This window comes from Dinghuibacter silviterrae, from assembly GCF_004366355.1.
In the GTDB taxonomy this organism is placed as follows: Bacteria; Bacteroidota; Bacteroidia; order Chitinophagales; family Chitinophagaceae; genus Dinghuibacter; species Dinghuibacter silviterrae.
Window position 1 is genome coordinate 1,994,458 of sequence record NZ_SODV01000001.1, and the last position, 16,525, is coordinate 2,010,982.

The window sequence follows — 16,525 nt, forward strand, 5'->3', positions numbered from 1 at the left end:
GTGCCGTGTTTTTTGTTATTTTTGCATTAAATAAAAAAAGGACACCATACATGGCCATTCTAAACTTCGTAAAGCCCGATAAGATCGTTCTTCAAAAAGCTACGGATTTTGAAGCGCAATTCGAGTTCCGTCCCCTGGAACCGGGCTACGGTGTAACTATAGGCAATGCCCTGCGCAGGGTGTTGCTGAACTCGCTTGAAGGTTACGCTATCGTGGGCATCAAGATCGAAGGTGCCGATCACGAATTTGCGACGCTCAAGGGCGTTACAGAGGATGTGACCGAAATCATCCTGAACCTGAAGCAGGTACGCTTCAAGAAGAAGGTGGACCACGAGGTAGGCACCGAGAAGGTGACCCTTAGCCTCAAGAACAAGACGGAATTCACCGCCGCCATGATCGGCGAAGCCACCCAGAGCTTCGAGGTGATGAACCCGGGTCAGTTGATCTGCACCATGGATTCGTCCGCCAAGATCGACATCGAGATCAATATCGCCAAAGGCCGCGGCTATGTACCGGCCGATGAAAACAAAGTGAAGGACGCCCCCTTCGGATATATTCCCATCGACTCCATCTTCACGCCCATCAAGAACGTGAAGTACGCGATCGAAAATACCCGCGTGGAACAGCGCACCGACTACGAGAAACTCGTCATGGAAGTGGCTACGGACGGCACCATTCACCCCGAAGAGGCGGTGAAACAGGCTTCCCGGATCCTGATCCAGCACCTAATGATCATCACCGACGAGAACATTACGTTCGATAATAAGGAGGAAAAGAAGGAAGACCTCGTGGACGAACAGACCCTGCAACTGCGCAAGGTGCTGAAGACCCCGCTGGAAGACCTCGACCTGTCCGTCCGCGCCTTCAACTGTCTGAAGGCTGCCAAGATCAACTCCCTCAGCGAGCTGGTCCAGTACGAACAGGAAGACCTCATGAAGTTCCGCAACTTCGGTCAGAAGTCCCTGGCCGAAATCGAGCAGGTGCTCCACGAGCGCGGCTTGCATTTCGGGATGGACCTCGCGAAGCTCGGGATCAACGATGATTTTTGATAACCGGCGCGCCGCGGCCCTAACGGGCTGGCCGGTGCCCACCCCTCGCAATTCCTGGCACGGTGTGAGGGTTAAAACCATATAAGCCATGCGTCACGGAGACAAAATCAACAACCTGGGTCGTACCCAGTCCCACCGGAAGGCCCTGCTGAACAACCTGGCCTCCCAGCTGATCACGCACAAGCGGATCGTTACCACCCACGCCAAAGCGAAGTCCCTGAGGACCTTCGTCGAGCCCCTCATCACCAAGTCCAAGGAAAACACCACCCACCAGCGGAGGATCGTTTTCTCTTACTTGCAGGATAAGCAAGCAGTGGCCGAGCTGTTCGATGTGATCAGCCCCAAGATCGCTGCCCGTCCCGGGGGCTATACCCGCATCATCAAGCTGGGTACCCGCGTCGGTGACAACGCCGAACTGGCCATGATCGAGCTGGTCGACTTCAACGAAATCTACGGTAAAGGAAAGGGCGAAGCCAAGGAACCCGCCAAGCGCACCCGTCGCGCAGGTGGTGGCAAGAAGAAAGCCGCTGCTGCTGACGCTGCACCCGAGGCACCCGCCGCCGAAGAAAAGACGGCTGAGTAATCATCATGTTGATAAAATTTTCATAAAGGCGGGGGTTATTCACCCCGCCTTTTTTTTCGCGGCGCGGGCCCCTGCGGGGCAACGTAGCCCGCGCCGCGAAAAAAACTCTTATTATGGCCCTTCGGGCAGCGGACCTGTGGTCCGCTTTTAGTAATTTTGCAAAATTTTCCCCCGAATATGACCCCGACAAAACCCGCTATTCTGATGCTCGAAGACGGGCTGGTATTTCACGGTACAGCTTTTGGTAAGATCGGCACCACGACCGGTGAGATCTGTTTCAACACCGGTATGACCGGCTACCAGGAGGTCTTTACCGATCCCAGCTACTATGGCCAGATCATCATCATGAATACCGTGCATGTTGGTAACTACGGGGTCAAAGACAGTGATGTGGAAAGCACCGGGATCAAGATCAAGGGCCTCATCGGCCGCAACCTCGAACCCCGTTTTTCGCGGATCCAGGCGGTCGGCTCCCTCCAGGAATACCTGGAAAAAGAGGGGATCGTATCCATAGAAGACGTCGACACCCGCGCCCTGGTGGCGCACGTACGTACCAAGGGCGCGATGAACTGCATCATCTCCTCCGAGATCCTGGACGTGGCGAAACTCAAAGAAGAACTGAAGAAGGTGCCCTCCATGGACGGCCTGGAACTGGCCTCCACCGTATCCACCAAGGAAGTCTATCACGTCGGCGACCCGCAGGCGGCCATCCGGATCTCCGTCCTCGACTTCGGGGTTAAACACAACATCCTCGAATGCATGGCGCAGCGCGGTGCTTATGTACGGGTGCACCCGGCCAAAACGTCGCTGGAAGAGCTCGAAAAGTTCAAACCGCACGGCTATTTTTTGTCCAACGGCCCCGGCGACCCCGCGCCCATGGACTACGCCGTGCGCACCATCAAGGATATCCTCAAGACCGATAAACCGCTGTTTGGCATCTGTCTCGGCCACCAGCTCCTGGCGCTGGCCAACGACATCCCCACCTTCAAGATGCACCACGGTCACCGAGGTCTGAATCACCCCGTCAAAAACCTCCAGACCGGGCGTTGCGAGATCACCACCCAGAACCATGGGTTTGGTGTGGACCCCGAGGCGGTTCGCGCTTCCGACCGGGTAGAGATCACCCACGTTAACCTCAACGACGACTCCATCGAAGGCATCCGGGTCAAGGGCAAACCGGCGTTCTCCGTCCAATACCACCCCGAAGCCACCCCCGGTCCGCACGACAGCCGCTATCTTTTTGACGACTTCCTCCAAATGATGAGGCCATGAACCATCCCGCGCGTATCGCCATCATCAACGGTCCCAACCTGAACCTCCTCGGCAAACGGGAACCCGGCGTCTACGGGAACCAGTCCTTCGAGGCCTATTTCCCGGACCTGCACAAGCTGTTCCCTTCCGTGGAATTCAGCTATTTCCAAAGCAACGTGGAAGGGGAGCTCGTAAGCGAACTGCAGCGCGTCGGGTTCGACTACGACGGCATCATCCTCAACCCCGGGGGGTATACCCATACCTCTGTCGCGATCGGGGATGCTATTGCTTCTATCACCACGCCCGTGGTGGAGGTGCATATTTCCAATGTGCATGCGCGGGAGGACTTCCGCAAAATTTCTCATGTCTCCGCGAAGGCGCGGGGGACCATCATGGGGTTGGGACTGCGGGGGTATGAGTTGGCGGTCCGCTTCTTCATAGAAGGATAAATCGGGGATTTTGTGCGTTTTTTGAGGCTGCCTTCGGGCGGCCTTTGTCATTTTATTGTAAAAATTTTTGCTGTTTTTGCCCCTTTTTAGAAACATGTAGAAACATATAAAAGTATGAAGTAATAAAAATTTTTAACGTGTAAATGGCTGTTTTTTAATTGTCAAAAACTCTTTTTATGTTTGTTGTATGATCAATCAACAAATGAATATGAAGAAAGATGACACGCTCTGGAAGGGCCTCATCGAGGACCTGTTTCCGGAATTCCTGCAGTTCTTCTACCCAAAAGCGAGGGGGATGATAGACCGGCAGACGACCTTTGAATTCCTGGACAAGGAGCTCCAGGATTTGTTCCCTTCGTCGGATGCGAACCTGGCGCCGAAATTCGTGGACAAACTGGTGCGGGTAAAGTCCTTAATGGAAGAGGAGTCGATACTTGTGCATATCGAGTTGCAAGGGTATCGTGAGAAAAACTTTCCTGAAAGGATGTTTAGGTATTATTATCGTATCAGGGACAGATACGGTCAGCCTGTCACCGCTTTGGCCATTTTTATGGGAAGCGCAACGAAGGTGGTATCCCAGTATTACGACGAGTGTCTGGGGACGGAGTTAATGTACAATTATAACGTGTTCGATATCTGGGAAACAGATGAAGACACGCTAAAATGCAGCGCTAACCCCTTCGCCATCGTTGTATTGGCCGCCAGGACTGCACTTTTGAAGGGCAAGATCACCGACCGGGAATTGGTCACGCAGCATGCGTGGTTGTTCGAGGCACTGGAGGCCAAAAAGTTATCCCAGCGAAAAAAATTGGTTATTTCGGCTTTTCTGGAGAGCTGCGTGCAGTTTGAAGAGCCACGAACATATCGTACATTTGGTAAACAACTTGAGTCGATCACCGGTAAAAAAAATCCTATGGGTGTCATTGAGATGTTAAAGGAGCAGGGCCTGGAAGAAGGTCGCGCGAAGGGCTTGGCCCAAGGCCATGCGGAAGGTCTCGCAGTTGGCCGTGCGGAAGGTCATGCGGAAGGCCTCGAAGAAGCAAAGGCAGCATTCGTCACGAACCTCCTCTCCAAACTCCACCTCACCGACGAACAAATCGCCGACGTCGCCGGCGTAGACCTGAAGTTCGTAAAGAGGGTGAAGGACAAGCTGAAAAAGTAAGTAACGCAAGCAAATAAAAAAAGGCCCGCGAGGGCCTTTTCTATTTATACGCTGGAGCGTTTTACGCTTTCTTTTTCTTCTCCGGATGCCCCAGTTGCAGCGACAACCCCAGGTTAAGAATCATCTCATACGTCCCGAACGACTGCCGCGCCGTCCCGTCATAGACCTTCAGCCCCCAGTAGTTGGTGTAGACGACCTTGTTGGTATATTCCAGGTAAATGAATTTGTAAAAGGTAAACCGCATCGCGGCTTCGAAGCCGGCGTCCAGGCCGCCGAACTGGAAGTGCGGGTCATTGTCCTTGCCGTAAAGGGTGTTCTGGACGTGGGGAACCATGAATCCGACGCCGGCTTTCCAAATAAAAGACGTGTTGAAGTTCGGGTAGTTGAGCTTAGGGATCTGGACGCGGTGGACGAGGTTGAACAGGAAGAAATTGGCACCGTTGTTCAACTGGTAGACCAGGATGCTGTCGTTGAGCATGTATTGGTCGACGTGGTGGCCGTTCTGGGTGCCCACGACGTGGAGGGCCTGCATCTGCGCGACCTGGTACTTGGTGTGGTCGAAGTTGAGTTCGATACCCCAGTTGTCCTTGAACCAGTGGCCGATGCGGTAGTTGTATTGGGGGATGGTAAAGGCACTGTGAAAGAGCTCGTTATTCCACCCGGGTTTGTCTTCGGCGAAAACGCTTTTGAAGACGTAGTCGTTGCCGAGGGACGGTTGTTTGATGTGGATATCGCTGTGGGTGTACCATTCCTTGTTGTATCCCCAGGAGAACCACCAGCCGCCCTGGCGGCCTTCATAGTTGTTCTGCAGGTTGGGCACCGGCAGATTGCCGGCCTGGCCGGACGCCGCATTGTTTTGAGCGTACGCTGCATTGCATAGGATACCTATTGCGAGTACGACTCGGAAAATTGCCTTCATCACGCGTATATTAAATTACTGGTTTAATGTGTAAGGACGGATTTGGCGGGCTCCCCGGCGGCCGCGGTCGCGCCGGCAGGCCCTGCCTTAAACGCCTCACGCGGGTGCAACCCGAGCAATTGAAACATCGCATTGTCCTCGTCCAATCCCGGATTGGGCGTCGTCAACAGCTTCTCCCCGGTAAAGATGGAGTTGGCTCCGGCCATGAAACACCAGGCCTGCTCGGCAACGGACATTTCCGCGCGGCCAGCGCTGAGACGAACCATGGCGGCGGGCATGAGGATACGCGCGGTGGCGATCATGCGCACCATGTCCCAGATGTCGACCTTGGGGTTGTTTTCGAGGGGGGTACCCTTGATCCGGACCAGGGCGTTGATGGGAACGGATTCGGGGTGCTCGGGCAGCGTGGAGAGCGTGTGGAGCATACCGATCCGGTCTTCGTGGGTTTCGCCGAGACCGACGATGCCTCCGCAGCAAACGCTGACACCGGCCTTGCGGACGTTGTCGAGGGTTTGGAGGCGGTCTTCATACGTCCGGGTGGAAATGATTTCACCGTAGTATTCGGGGGAGGTGTCCAGGTTGTGGTTGTAGGCGTAGAGACCGGCGTCGGCGAGCTTTTTGGCCTGCTCGGGGGTCAGCATGCCGAGGGTGCAGCAGACCTCCATGCCCATGTCGTTGACCGAGCGAACCATGTCCAGCACGCGGTCGAAGTCGCGGTTGTCGCGGACTTCGCGCCAGGCGGCGCCCATGCAAAAACGCGTGGAGCCGGCGTCGCGGGCCTTGGTGGCGGCGGCGAGGACTTCTTCGGTCTGCATCAGGCCGTGGTTTTTGACGCCGGTATGATAACGGGCGGCCTGGGGGCAATAGGCGCAGTCTTCGGGGCAACCGCCGGTTTTGATGGACAGCAACGTGCAGACCTGCACTTCGGCGGTCTCGTTGTACTGGCGGTGGACCGTGGCGGCCCGGTAGACCAGCTCCAGCAGGGGCGTGTCGTATATGGCTTTTATCTCTTCAATGCTCCAGTCGTTTCGGATCATAGTTACAGGTATTTAAGGTTCATGTCCGGCGTCAATGCCAGTACGGTGTCGTACATCAGCCGGATGGTATTGAGGATGTCATTGGTGTGGACCATCTCCACGGTGGTGTGCATATAGCGCAGGGGAATGGAGATGAGTACCGAGGGTGTGCCTTCCCCGGAATAGGCAAAGGCATCGGTATCGGTACCGGTGCTGCGGGAGACGGTCCGGAGCTGGACGGGGATGTCGCCGTCGGCCGCCACCTTCCGGACAAGGTCCAGGAGCTTGTTGTGGACGGCGGGTCCAAAGGTCAGCGCGGGGCCCTTGCCGTTGGCGACGTCTCCTTCGATGTTCTTGTTGATCATCGGGGTGGTCGTATCGTGGGTCACGTCGGTGACGATGGCCACGTCGGGTTTCAGACGGCGGGCGATCATTTCCGCCCCGCGGAGACCGATTTCTTCCTGGACGGCGTTAACAAAATAAAGGCCTATCGGGAGTTTTTTCTTGCGCTCGGAAAGCATGCGTGCCACTTCGGCAATCATAAAACCACCGATGCGGTTGTCAAAGGCGCGGGCGATCAGCGAGCCATGGGCCAGCTCATCAAAACCTTCTTCGTAGGTGGCGACGCAACCGATACGGATGCCGAGCTCTTCCACTTCTTTTTTGCTTCGGGCGCCGCAGTCGAGGAAAAGGTTTTCGACCTTGGGCGTGACGTCTTTGGCATCCGCGTTACGGGTGTGGATAGCCGGCCAGCCAAAGACAGCCTTGACGGGCCCCTTGTCCCCGTGGATGAGGACGCGCATGGAGGGGGCGATCTGGTTATCGACGCCGCCATTGCGTTTGAGGTAGATCAGACCGCTGTCGGTGATATAGTTGACAAACCAACTGATCTCGTCGGCGTGGGCCTCCAGGACGACCTTAAAGGAGGCCTTTGGATTGATGATCCCGACGACACTTCCGTAGGGGTCGACGATATGCTCATCGATATAGGGTTTGATGTAGTCGAGCCAGCGTTGTTGTCCCTTGCTTTCGAAACCCGTGGGGGAAGGGGTGTTGAGGTAGTCTTTTAAGAATTGAAATGCTTTCGCCTCTATAGCGGGCGCCTTGGCGGCGTCCTCCTTGCCTTTTTTCGCCATTTCTGCCATTTAAGGGGCAAACCTACGTAAAAAGGCGGAAATGCGGTGCCGCGTGTCGACCGGAGGCCCCCCTACAGGAACGTCGTAAACACCGCCGAAAAGGCCATCAACCCGTCCAGGACGAAGTAGAACAAGTAGTCCGATTTACTTCTTTTGCCTTCGGGATAAAGCAACATCGTGGTCAGGATCGGGACGAACAACGCCAGGACGATCGTCACCGAAAACCCGCAGGTCAGCAGGAGCAGGGTGGAGATCAGGGCCGCGGCGCAACAACCGTAAAAAAGCCGGTCGTTGCCTTCTTCGTCGAGATAGACGACCAGGGACCGGATCCCCGATTGTTTGTCCTGGTCCCGGTCGCGGTAGTCAAAGATGATGCAGATCGCGTAGATCAGGAATAAACGGTGAAGGGTGAGCAAAAGGGCGGCCCAGGTAAAGGGGGAACCGGACATGACGACAGGGAGCACCGTGGTGATGTAGGTCCATACCGCGGTCAGGAAAATGGTCTTACCCACCGCGATCCGGCTAAGGGCCGCCAGGGGTTTGAAGGGGATTTTGGGGGCGGTATACAAAAAAGTGAGCAGGATCCCGAGCCCGATCCAGCCGGCATATTTATGCAGGAAAAACAAGAAATAAGCCGCTCCCAGCCCGCTGAACAGGAACAGCGTCAGTTCCAGCCGTTTGTGTCTGTGGGACCAGCCGATGCGTTCGGAGGACGAATAGGCGGTGGGGGTCAGGTACCAGTGGAAGTTATAGCTGGCCATGGTGGCCCAGAAAACAAAAGCATACAGGTCGTCCGGGACCTCCGCCAGGCCGAGCAACTGGTTGGTTTGATACACCATGACCACGGCACAGCCTGAAATGAACAGGGAACTGAACAAAAAAAAGTCTAGTGCGAACTTGACGTATCCTTTAACCATGGAGCAGCACGACAGGCCCCGCCGTTACCGTATCACTGTAGTGGCCGTTGGAACCTATAACGAATTTAAACGTCGCTGTATCGTTCTCGATGGTGGGGCCGACGTGACAGGTAAAGCCGGGCTCGATATCGGGATAGCCGTATTGCTCCCAATAGGTGCCGTTGGAGAAGCTGGCCTGGATGTCGCCCTTGAAGCCGCCCCCGTTGGTCTCGGGGATACCGGATCCCAGGGAGGTCATCTGGAAGGTGTCCCGCGCATTGTCGGCGGCGCAGTTCTTCATACTGATGAGGACGAACATCGTGTCGTTCGGGTTGTATTTCTTCTCGGTCAGGGTGAGGGTAAAGGTGACGAGCGAAGAGGTGGTGTCATAAGGCAGGACGCTCGCGCTAACGGATTTCAGACTGATGGTGGGTGTAGACCCATAATTACTCTTGGAACAGCTATACGCAATACAGGCGGCTATAAAAAGCCCAATCCATAATTTTGCACTGGTCATACGGGGTCTTTCTGAGTCAAAAATAGACATATTTATGTTCAACGTTTCCTACGAAGGGAATATTTTCCAGGCGGGAGAAAATAGTTTCGAGGACGAGGCCCTGGCCCTTTTCCGCTTCCAATCGGTGCACAATCCCCTCTACAGGGACTATATCCGTGCCCTGGGGGTGGACCCCGGGCGGGTGAACAGGATGACGGACATCCCTTTTCTGCCCATCCGGTTTTTTAAGACCCATACGGTCACCACTACTTCCTTTGATCCCGGTCTTTATTTCGAGAGCAGCGGCACCACGGGGTCGGTCAACAGCCGGCACTGGGTAAAAGACCCGGGTTTGTACGAACGCTCTTTTGTCGAAGGTTTCCGACGCTTTTACGGAGAGCCCAAAGATTGGTGTATCCTCGGACTGCTGCCCAACTATCTGGAGCGCGGGCATTCTTCCCTGGTGTATATGGTGGACCACCTGGTCCGCCTGAGCGGTCACCCGGCCGGGGGCTTCTACCTATACGAACATGAAAGGCTGGCACAACAATTGGATTCTTTGGAAAAGCAAGGACAACAAACGCTGCTCATCGGCGTGACCTTCGGGTTGCTGGATTTTGCACAGGAGTACGCCCTGCCGCTGCGGCATACCGTGGTCATGGAAACAGGCGGGATGAAGGGACGGCGCGAGGAATGGACCCGGGACCAGGTCCACAGCATGCTCCGCGAGCGCCTGGGTGTAGACGCCGTCCATTCCGAATACGGGATGACCGAACTCCTGAGCCAGGGATATTCCAAAGGCGGGGGCATTTTTCACACCGTACCCTGGATGCGGCTCCTGGTCAGGGAAGAGGACGACCCGCTGGCTGTCCGCGCCGAAGGCAAGGGCGTCCTCAACGTCATCGACCTGGCCAATGTGTATTCCTGCGCCTTTATCGCCACCGAAGACCTGGGGAATATTTACCCCGACGGTGGCTTCGAAGTGTTGGGGCGCGTGGACAACAGCGATATTCGGGGTTGTAGTTTATTATTAACTATGTAAATTAGATGCAAATTTTTGATCTATGAAAAAGTATGTCCAAATCTGCCTCGCTGCCCTCGTCATCCTCCTCGCGAGTTGCGAAGGCTCCTACTACGTGACCGAACAACCCGTTGAACCGGTCTACGTCCATCCCGGGGCCCCCGGTCCCGGTTATGTGTGGATCGAGGGGGAATGGGGTTGGAGCGGTGGCCGCTATGTGTATAGGAATGGATATTGGTCCCGTCCGAGGCCCGGCTACTCCTGGCATCGGGGGTATTGGGAACACGGTGGACGCGGGTACCGCTGGCACCGCGGGGGCTGGGGGAGATAATCACGGGTACGCCACCTCGCGCAACCCCGTGGCGTCGACCACCGCCTGCCGGCTGCTGCTCTCCAGCGCCAGCTCGATCAACCGCACGGTATTGTAGCCATGCGCGGGCGTCGTCTTCAGGGGCGCGCCTTCCCGAAGGGTCGCGTAGAGGTCCTGATAAAAAAGACCATAATTCCCAGGTAGGGAAGGGACGCTTTCATAGATCACCTCCCCTGCCTTTTTTGTATGCAGCAGACCGTAATGGGCAGGGTCTTCCTCTCCCCAACCGGGCCCCAAAGGTTTTCCCCCGGCCCGGAGGATCGGTTCCTGCGGGTCGTCCCCGTATTTGATAAAGGAACCGTCCAGGCCGTGGATCATATATTTCGGACCGGGCTCACGGACCAGCATGCCGCCTTTCAGGATGACCTTTAGCCCGGGATAGTACAACTGCAGGTCGAAGTAGTCGACCGCGCGCGCGTGGGCGCGCTGCAACCGGACATCCGCGTACAGGCTTTGCGGCAGGCCGAACAGGCAAAAGGCCTGGTCGATGAGGTGAGGCCCCAGGTCATAAAGGATGCCGCTGCCTTCCAGGGGCTCTTCCCGCCAGGCGTTGGGTTTGGCTTCCGGCCGGTAACGGTCGTAGTGGGCTTCGTATTCGTGGACGGGCCCGAGGGGTTGCCCGGCCAGTACCTGGCGCACCGTCAGGAAGTCGCTTACATAGCGGCGGTTGTGGAACACGGCCAGCACTTTACCCTGGGCCTGGGCCAGGTCTTCCAGGACGACCGCATCGCCGGTGCTGATCGTAAAGGGTTTTTCGAGGACGACATGTTTACCGCTGCGCAGCGCCCAGGCGGCGTACTCCGCGTGTGTGGTATTGGGGGTGGTCACGACGATGAGGTCGATCTCCGGGTTGTCGAAAAGGTCCCGCGGGTCCTGAACCGAACGGATACCGGGATAAAGCGCAGGCGCCTGCGGGCCGTGTCTCTCCCAGGCGGTATGCAGCCGGTAACCCGGTATGAGCGCAAGGAAAGGAGCGTGAAAGGTTCTGGCGGACATACCGAAACCGACGAAGCCAACCTGGAGGGGAGAGGACATGCGGATGATTTTTTCAAAAATAAGGGCGATATTTAAAAACCTAACGACCTTGTCCATGCAACGTAAAAAATTTCTCACGACTTCAGCGGGGCTGATCGCCGGGGCCGCGCTGGGGCCCGCGGCGCTTCTCGCCCCCAGCGACCGCCTCAACATTGCCGCCATCGGCATCAACGGAATGGGCTGGGCCGACCTGACGGGCGCGCTCAAAGACCCCTCGGTCCGTTGTGTCGCACTTTGCGACGTAGACCGGAACGTCCTCGACAAACGCGCCGCGTCGCTGGCCGCGACCGGCAAAGTTGATACCTACGGCGACTACCGGAAGATCCTCGACCGGAAAGACATCGATGCCGTCATCATTGGCACTCCGGACCACTGGCATTGTCTGATCATGACGGACGCCTGTGCGGCGGGTAAAGACGTCTATGTGGAAAAACCCGCGGGCAATTCCATCGTGGAATGCGCCGCCATGGTCGGGGCCAGGGACCGGTATCACCGGATCGTCCAGGTAGGGCAATGGCAGCGCAGCCAAAAACACTTTGCCGACGCGGTGGCCTTCGTCCGCACCGGCCGCCTGGGAAAGATTCGCCTCGTCAAGGCCTGGGCCTACCAGGGCTGGATGCATTCCATCCCAAAACAGCCCGACGGGGCCGCGCCTCCCGGCGTGGATTATACCCAATGGCTGGGTCCGGCCGAAACAAGACCCTTCAACCCCAACCGTTTTCACTTCAACTTCCGCTGGTTCTGGGACTACGCGGGAGGATTGATGACCGACTGGGGCGTACACCTGCTGGACTATGCCCTCCTGGGGATGGACGCCGGTGATCCGAAAAGCATCATGGCGTCGGGGGGCAAGTTCGCCTATCCCGATGACGCCGCGGAAACCCCCGATACGCTAACGACCGTTTATGAATACGAAGGTTTTAACATACAGTGGGAACACGCGGTGGGTATCGACGGCGGCCCCTACAACCGGAACCACGGGATCGCCTTTATCGGCAACAACGGCACCCTGGTGCTGGATCGCCAGGGATGGGAAGTGATCCCCGAACACGACCAGAAGACGCCCCGTATGGACGCCGTTGCCCTCCAGTCCGTGGTGGACAATGGCGTAGACCTACACACCGCCAACTTCCTAGAAGCCGTCCGTACCCGGAACGGCGCTGCGTTGAAAGCCCCCATTGAAGCCGGTGCCCACGTGGCCACCGTGGCCCAGATGGGCAACATCGCCTATAAGACGGGGAAGAAACTTTTTTGGGACACGACGAACAGACGTTTTACCGATGAAGCAGCAAACCGCTACCTGGCCGCCGCATATCACAATGGTTATACGATTCCGAAATACTTTTCCTAGCTTCCCCGCATCATGAGAAAACTGATCCTTCCGCTGCTGTGCAGCGCCTTTACAATGACAGCGCTGGCCGGCGGCGCGCCTGCCGGCGACCGCCACGTTTCGATCATCCCCGCCCCCGTCTCCCTCACCAAAACCCCAGGCACCTTCGTCCTCGACGCCGGAACAGTCATCCACTCGGAATCCGCAGACCTGGCGCAAACCGCCTCCTGGTTTGGTGGCCTGGTCCACCTGGACGTGGCCAAGCACAGCAAGAAACAGATCACGCTGGCGCTGCTCAAAGAAGCCGACACCACCCTCGGCAAGGAAGGCTATACCCTCTCCGTAAAACCCGGAGGCGTCACTATAAAGGCCAATACGCCCGCCGGCGTCTTCTATGGTCTCCAAACCCTGTTACAAATGATAGATGGGCACAGCCTGCCCTGCGCCGAGATCACGGACTATCCCCGCTTTGGCTGGAGAGGGCTCATGCTGGACGTGAGCCGTCACTTCTTTACAAAGACGGAGGTCGAGCGTTATATCGATGAAATGGCGCGGTATAAATTCAATACGTTCCACTGGCACCTGTCGGACGACAACGGCTGGAGGATCGAGATCAAAAGCCTGCCCGAACTGACACAAAAAGGTGCCTGGAGGGTGAGCCGGAGCGGCCGCTGGGGTACTTTCCTGCCGCCCCTGGCCGACGAACCCACGGACGACGGCGGTTTCTATACACAGGAAGACATCAAAGAAATCCTGGCCTATGCCAAGGCCCGTTTTATCACCGTCCTCCCCGAAATCGACGTGCCCGCGCACAGCCTCGCGCTGATCTCAGCCTATCCCAACCTTTCTTGTACCCAGCTGCCGTATCCGGTCAACCCCGGAAGCCGCGGACCGGAACGTCAGGACAACGTGCTTTGCGTGGGGAATGATTCCGTCTATGAAGTGCTGCAAAAAATATTCACGGAGATCGCGGCCCTTTTCCCCAATCCTTATATCCATATCGGGGGCGATGAAGCCTTCAAAGGCTTCTGGGCCAATTGTCCGAAGTGCCGCCACCTGATGGAACAGGAACACCTAAAAGATGTGGATGAGCTGCAAAGCTATTTTGTCAAACGTATGGAGAAGATGCTGAACGGCCTGGGCAAAAAACTGATCGGCTGGGACGAGATCCTGGAAGGCGGGCTGGCACCCTCCGCCACCGTAATGAGCTGGAGGGGCATGGCCGGTGGGATTACCGCCGCCCGGATGGGACACGAGGTTGTGATGACCCCCTGGGATTATGCCTACCTCGACCTCTACCAGGGTGACCCGGCGGTGGAACCCCCGACATACGGCCTGTGCCGCCTCACCGATTGCTACAAATACGATCCCGTGCCCGACAGCGTTGATCCGCGCCTGATCATCGGCGGACAGGGAAATCTTTGGACGGAGTCCGTGCCCACCTTCCGTCACGCCGAATACATGACCTGGCCGAGGTCCCTGGCGCTGGCCGAAGTGTATTGGAGTCCTAAAGCCAAACGCAACTGGGACGACTTCACCCGCCGCATGGAAGCCGAGCTCCCCCGCCTCGACGCAGCCGGCATCAATTATGCCCGGAGCGCCTTTGACGCGGTGGCCATACCCGGTCACGACAAGTTGGGCCGGTTGGCGATCCGGTTCATCACCGAAATCAAAGGGCTCGATATCTATTATACCTTTGACAACACCCGTCCCGACTCGCTCAGCGCGAAGTACCAGGGAGAACCGTTGGAATTCCCCAAAGGCGCGGCGATCCTGACCGTCATTACCTACAGGGATGGCAAACCCATAGGAGAACGTATCAGCCTGAACAAAGACGATCTGGAGAAGCGCTCGCAAGAGAAACACCATGTATACTAATTAGGTTGTAAGTTTGTAGGACATCAATGGAGCCGCATGTCCTTTTTTCAGAGAACGATGACGTCAGGCAGAGGATCGCCGACGGGGACGAAGCCGCTTTTACAGAACTTTTCCGTCATTATTATGCGCAGCTCCGTCCGTTTGTCCAACGTTTTGCCACCACCGGGGCAGACGCAGAGGAGATCCTCCAGGAAACGTTTGTCCGGGTTTGGTTGTCCAGGGATAAACTCCCCGGGATCACCAACCTCCGGTCATGGATCTTTACGGTCGCTTCCCGCCAATGCCTGATGGCGCTCCGCACCCAGCTCAACGACCGTAAAAAGATCACGGCCTTCCGCCAGGAGGCGCCGGTGTCCACCGGGGAAATGCCCGTGGACAGTGCTTCCCTGGCCGAGATGACCCTCCTGGTGGCCGAAGCCGTGAACCGGATGCCTCCCCAGCGCCAGCGGATCTACCGGCTAAGCCGGGAAGAAGGGCTGAAACCGGCCGCCATTGCCGGGGAGCTGTCTTTGTCCGTCAGCACCGTAAAAAATGTCCTGGTGATCGCCCTCAAGGAAATACGGGATCATCTGTCCGCCTCCGGACACGTCGTCAGTCTGCTGTATATCCTGCAACATTTTTTTTAAAAAAAACTTAACAGAGGATAGTACGTTTTCCCGTTTGCCGCATCTTATCAAGTGTGCGCGGGACGTGTGGGTATTAAAATGGTTGACAGACATGAAGAAGGCGGAAATCACCTATTTGCTGGAGCAATATATGCTTGGCCGGCTGACGGAATCTGAGTCGGAAGCATTATTGGAGCAAACCTCACAAGAGAACGAAGCGGCTATGTTGGCGGTTCTCCAGGAATACCTGGAGACAGAGTCCGCGGGGGCTATCCCCGTGGACCCGGCTGTTTTAGCGCAACTGGTGCAAAGGATCGTATCGGTGGACAAAGGACTGGTTCCGATTCGCCGGAAACGGCGGCACTGGGTGTGGGTGGCCGCGGCGGCTTGTTTGCTGGGTGCCGGTGTTTTTGCCTGGTATACCTGGACACCAAAGCCACCGGCCATCGAGGTCGCGCAGCCGCAGGCGCAGCGTTTCAAGAACGACGTGGCGGCTCCCGCGGGGAGCCGGGCCGTTCTGACGCTGGGTTCGGGGCAAAAGGTCGTCCTGGACAGCCTGTCCACGGGCACCTTTGGCAAACAGGGCGCTGCTTCGCTGGTCAAGACGGGTTCCGGGAAACTGGCGTACAACGCACTCGATAAGACCCCGGCGGAGATCGTATACAATACGCTGACCACCGGGAGGGGAGGACAGACCTCCGTGGTGCTGGCCGACGGGACGAAAGTATGGCTGGATGCATCAAGCTCCCTGCGGTATCCCACGGCCTTCGGCGCGGGGCCCCGGCGGGTGGAACTGACGGGCCAGGCGTATTTCGAGGTGGGCAAAAAAGCAGGCAGCCCGTTTTGCGTGGAAGTCGGTGGGATGGAGGTCAAAGCACTTGGTACGGACTTCAATGTAAAGGCCTTCACCGATGAAAGTGTCCAGGTGGTGACCTTGCTGGGTGGTAAGGTCCTTGTGTCCAGGGACAATGTCACCACCGACCTGTCACCCGGTCAGCAGGCCAGGGTCTCCGACCACGGCGGGATCAGCCGGACGGATCAGGCGGACATAGAAGAAGTGATGGCCTGGAAAAACGGATACTTTGTTTTCCATGGCGTGGATATGCAATCGTTGTTGCGCGAGGCCGCCCGCTGGTATGATGTAGATGTGGAGAACCGGCGGAAGGATAACCCGAAGTTTTACGGAGAAGTATCCCGGAGCACGCCCTTGTCCGACCTGCTAAAAGCCATGGAGCTGAGCGGTCGCGTGACATTCGGGATCGAGGGGAAAAAGATCATTGTATTACCCTAACACAAAATATATAGCCTATGGTACTATCGTTTTATGAA

The 16,525-nt window shown here is 56.8% G+C and carries 17 protein-coding genes; 11 read left to right on the plus strand and 6 right to left on the minus strand.

The annotated features are described in order from the left end of the window. The first annotated feature begins 50 nt into the window (after positions 1–50). The 5 genes from EDB95_RS08995 (at position 51) to EDB95_RS09015 (ending at position 4,494) form a co-directional block, all read left to right on the plus strand. Complete coding sequence (locus EDB95_RS08995; protein ID WP_133992789.1) at positions 51–1,049, plus strand: DNA-directed RNA polymerase subunit alpha; 999 nt, start codon at positions 51–53, stop codon at positions 1,047–1,049. Positions 1,050–1,137: 88 nt separating this feature from the next. Beyond that, a complete protein-coding gene (gene rplQ, locus EDB95_RS09000; protein ID WP_133992791.1) occupies positions 1,138–1,632 on the plus strand; it encodes a 50S ribosomal protein L17 in 495 nt (164 codons plus the stop codon). Positions 1,633–1,809: 177 nt separating this feature from the next. After that, entirely contained in the window at positions 1,810–2,904 is a 1,095-nt protein-coding gene (gene carA, locus EDB95_RS09005) for a glutamine-hydrolyzing carbamoyl-phosphate synthase small subunit (protein WP_133992794.1), read from the plus strand. After that, entirely contained in the window at positions 2,901–3,332 is a 432-nt protein-coding gene (aroQ, locus tag EDB95_RS09010; protein ID WP_133992796.1) for a type II 3-dehydroquinate dehydratase, read from the plus strand. Before carA ends, aroQ begins: the two co-directional genes overlap by 4 nt. 187 nt (positions 3,333–3,519) lie before the next feature. Next, positions 3,520–4,494, plus strand: a complete 975-nt coding sequence (locus tag EDB95_RS09015) for an RpnC/YadD family protein (RefSeq protein ID WP_133992798.1) — start codon at positions 3,520–3,522, stop codon at positions 4,492–4,494. A gap of 61 nt (positions 4,495–4,555) precedes the next feature. Here EDB95_RS09015 and EDB95_RS09020 read toward each other — a convergent pair whose 3' ends face one another. The 5 genes from EDB95_RS09020 to EDB95_RS09040 form a co-directional block, all read right to left on the minus strand. After that, positions 4,556–5,413, minus strand: coding sequence for a hypothetical protein (locus tag EDB95_RS09020; protein WP_133992800.1), 858 nt, complete (start codon positions 5,411–5,413; stop codon positions 4,556–4,558). 23 nt (positions 5,414–5,436) lie between these two features. After that, on the minus strand, positions 5,437–6,450 hold the full coding sequence (gene bioB / locus EDB95_RS09025) for a biotin synthase BioB (protein ID WP_133992802.1): 1,014 nt from the start codon (positions 6,448–6,450) through the stop codon (positions 5,437–5,439). A 2-nt stretch (positions 6,451–6,452) separates the two neighbouring features. Next, on the minus strand, positions 6,453–7,565 hold the full coding sequence (locus EDB95_RS09030) for a M42 family metallopeptidase (protein WP_133992804.1): 1,113 nt from the start codon (positions 7,563–7,565) through the stop codon (positions 6,453–6,455). A gap of 71 nt (positions 7,566–7,636) precedes the next feature. Further along, positions 7,637–8,443, minus strand: coding sequence for a UbiA family prenyltransferase (locus EDB95_RS09035; RefSeq protein ID WP_162852527.1), 807 nt, complete (start codon positions 8,441–8,443; stop codon positions 7,637–7,639). Positions 8,444–8,474: 31 nt separating this feature from the next. Beyond that, on the minus strand, positions 8,475–8,978 hold the full coding sequence (locus tag EDB95_RS09040; protein WP_133992806.1) for a hypothetical protein: 504 nt from the start codon (positions 8,976–8,978) through the stop codon (positions 8,475–8,477). A 34-nt stretch (positions 8,979–9,012) separates the two neighbouring features. Here EDB95_RS09040 and EDB95_RS09045 point away from each other — a divergent pair, with 34 nt between their 5' ends. Further along, positions 9,013–9,999, plus strand: a complete 987-nt coding sequence (locus EDB95_RS09045) for a LuxE/PaaK family acyltransferase (RefSeq protein WP_133992808.1) — start codon at positions 9,013–9,015, stop codon at positions 9,997–9,999. A 22-nt stretch (positions 10,000–10,021) separates the two neighbouring features. Then, positions 10,022–10,309, plus strand: a complete 288-nt coding sequence (locus tag EDB95_RS09050; RefSeq protein ID WP_133992810.1) for a YXWGXW repeat-containing protein — start codon at positions 10,022–10,024, stop codon at positions 10,307–10,309. Here the strand turns inward: EDB95_RS09050 and EDB95_RS09055 are convergent, their stop codons facing one another. After that, positions 10,310–11,440, minus strand: a complete 1,131-nt coding sequence (locus tag EDB95_RS09055; protein ID WP_246073572.1) for a Gfo/Idh/MocA family oxidoreductase — start codon at positions 11,438–11,440, stop codon at positions 10,310–10,312. Here EDB95_RS09055 and EDB95_RS09060 point away from each other — a divergent pair. The 4 genes from EDB95_RS09060 to EDB95_RS09075 all read left to right on the plus strand — a co-directional run bounded on the left by EDB95_RS09060 (position 11,439) and on the right by EDB95_RS09075 (position 16,487). Beyond that, complete coding sequence (locus EDB95_RS09060) at positions 11,439–12,734, plus strand: Gfo/Idh/MocA family protein (RefSeq protein ID WP_133992812.1); 1,296 nt, start codon at positions 11,439–11,441, stop codon at positions 12,732–12,734. The genes EDB95_RS09055 and EDB95_RS09060 overlap by 2 nt on opposite strands. 12 nt (positions 12,735–12,746) lie before the next feature. Then, entirely contained in the window at positions 12,747–14,591 is a 1,845-nt protein-coding gene (locus EDB95_RS09065) for a family 20 glycosylhydrolase (RefSeq protein ID WP_133992814.1), read from the plus strand. A 26-nt stretch (positions 14,592–14,617) separates the two neighbouring features. Further along, on the plus strand, positions 14,618–15,217 hold the full coding sequence (locus EDB95_RS09070) for a sigma-70 family RNA polymerase sigma factor (protein ID WP_133992816.1): 600 nt from the start codon (positions 14,618–14,620) through the stop codon (positions 15,215–15,217). 91 nt (positions 15,218–15,308) lie between these two features. Then, the gene (locus EDB95_RS09075) at positions 15,309–16,487 is read left to right on the plus strand and encodes a FecR family protein (RefSeq protein ID WP_133992818.1); all 1,179 of its coding nucleotides are present in this window, start codon (positions 15,309–15,311) and stop codon (positions 16,485–16,487) included. Positions 16,488–16,525: the final 38 nt, after the last annotated feature.

What these genes read in the sequence shown, in the direction of transcription:
- EDB95_RS09070 (WP_133992816.1), top strand. Translation starts at nt 14,618, where the DNA reads ATGGAGCCGCATGTCCTTTTTTCAGAGAACGATGACGTCAGGCAGAGG.
- EDB95_RS09045 (WP_133992808.1), top strand. Translation starts at nt 9,013, where the DNA reads ATGTTCAACGTTTCCTACGAAGGGAATATTTTCCAGGCGGGAGAAAAT.
- EDB95_RS08995 (WP_133992789.1), top strand. Translation starts at nt 51, where the DNA reads ATGGCCATTCTAAACTTCGTAAAGCCCGATAAGATCGTTCTTCAAAAA.
- EDB95_RS09065 (WP_133992814.1), top strand. Translation starts at nt 12,747, where the DNA reads ATGAGAAAACTGATCCTTCCGCTGCTGTGCAGCGCCTTTACAATGACA.
- EDB95_RS09030 (WP_133992804.1), bottom strand. Translation starts at nt 7,565, where the DNA reads ATGGCGAAAAAAGGCAAGGAGGACGCCGCCAAGGCGCCCGCTATAGAG.
- EDB95_RS09040 (WP_133992806.1), bottom strand. Translation starts at nt 8,978, where the DNA reads ATGACCAGTGCAAAATTATGGATTGGGCTTTTTATAGCCGCCTGTATT.
- EDB95_RS09020 (WP_133992800.1), bottom strand. Translation starts at nt 5,413, where the DNA reads ATGAAGGCAATTTTCCGAGTCGTACTCGCAATAGGTATCCTATGCAAT.
- EDB95_RS09060 (WP_133992812.1), top strand. Translation starts at nt 11,439, where the DNA reads ATGCAACGTAAAAAATTTCTCACGACTTCAGCGGGGCTGATCGCCGGG.
- bioB (WP_133992802.1), bottom strand. Translation starts at nt 6,450, where the DNA reads ATGATCCGAAACGACTGGAGCATTGAAGAGATAAAAGCCATATACGAC.
- EDB95_RS09055 (WP_246073572.1), bottom strand. Translation starts at nt 11,440, where the DNA reads ATGGACAAGGTCGTTAGGTTTTTAAATATCGCCCTTATTTTTGAAAAA.
- EDB95_RS09050 (WP_133992810.1), top strand. Translation starts at nt 10,022, where the DNA reads ATGAAAAAGTATGTCCAAATCTGCCTCGCTGCCCTCGTCATCCTCCTC.
- EDB95_RS09075 (WP_133992818.1), top strand. Translation starts at nt 15,309, where the DNA reads ATGAAGAAGGCGGAAATCACCTATTTGCTGGAGCAATATATGCTTGGC.
- rplQ (WP_133992791.1), top strand. Translation starts at nt 1,138, where the DNA reads ATGCGTCACGGAGACAAAATCAACAACCTGGGTCGTACCCAGTCCCAC.
- EDB95_RS09015 (WP_133992798.1), top strand. Translation starts at nt 3,520, where the DNA reads ATGATCAATCAACAAATGAATATGAAGAAAGATGACACGCTCTGGAAG.
- carA (WP_133992794.1), top strand. Translation starts at nt 1,810, where the DNA reads ATGACCCCGACAAAACCCGCTATTCTGATGCTCGAAGACGGGCTGGTA.
- aroQ (WP_133992796.1), top strand. Translation starts at nt 2,901, where the DNA reads ATGAACCATCCCGCGCGTATCGCCATCATCAACGGTCCCAACCTGAAC.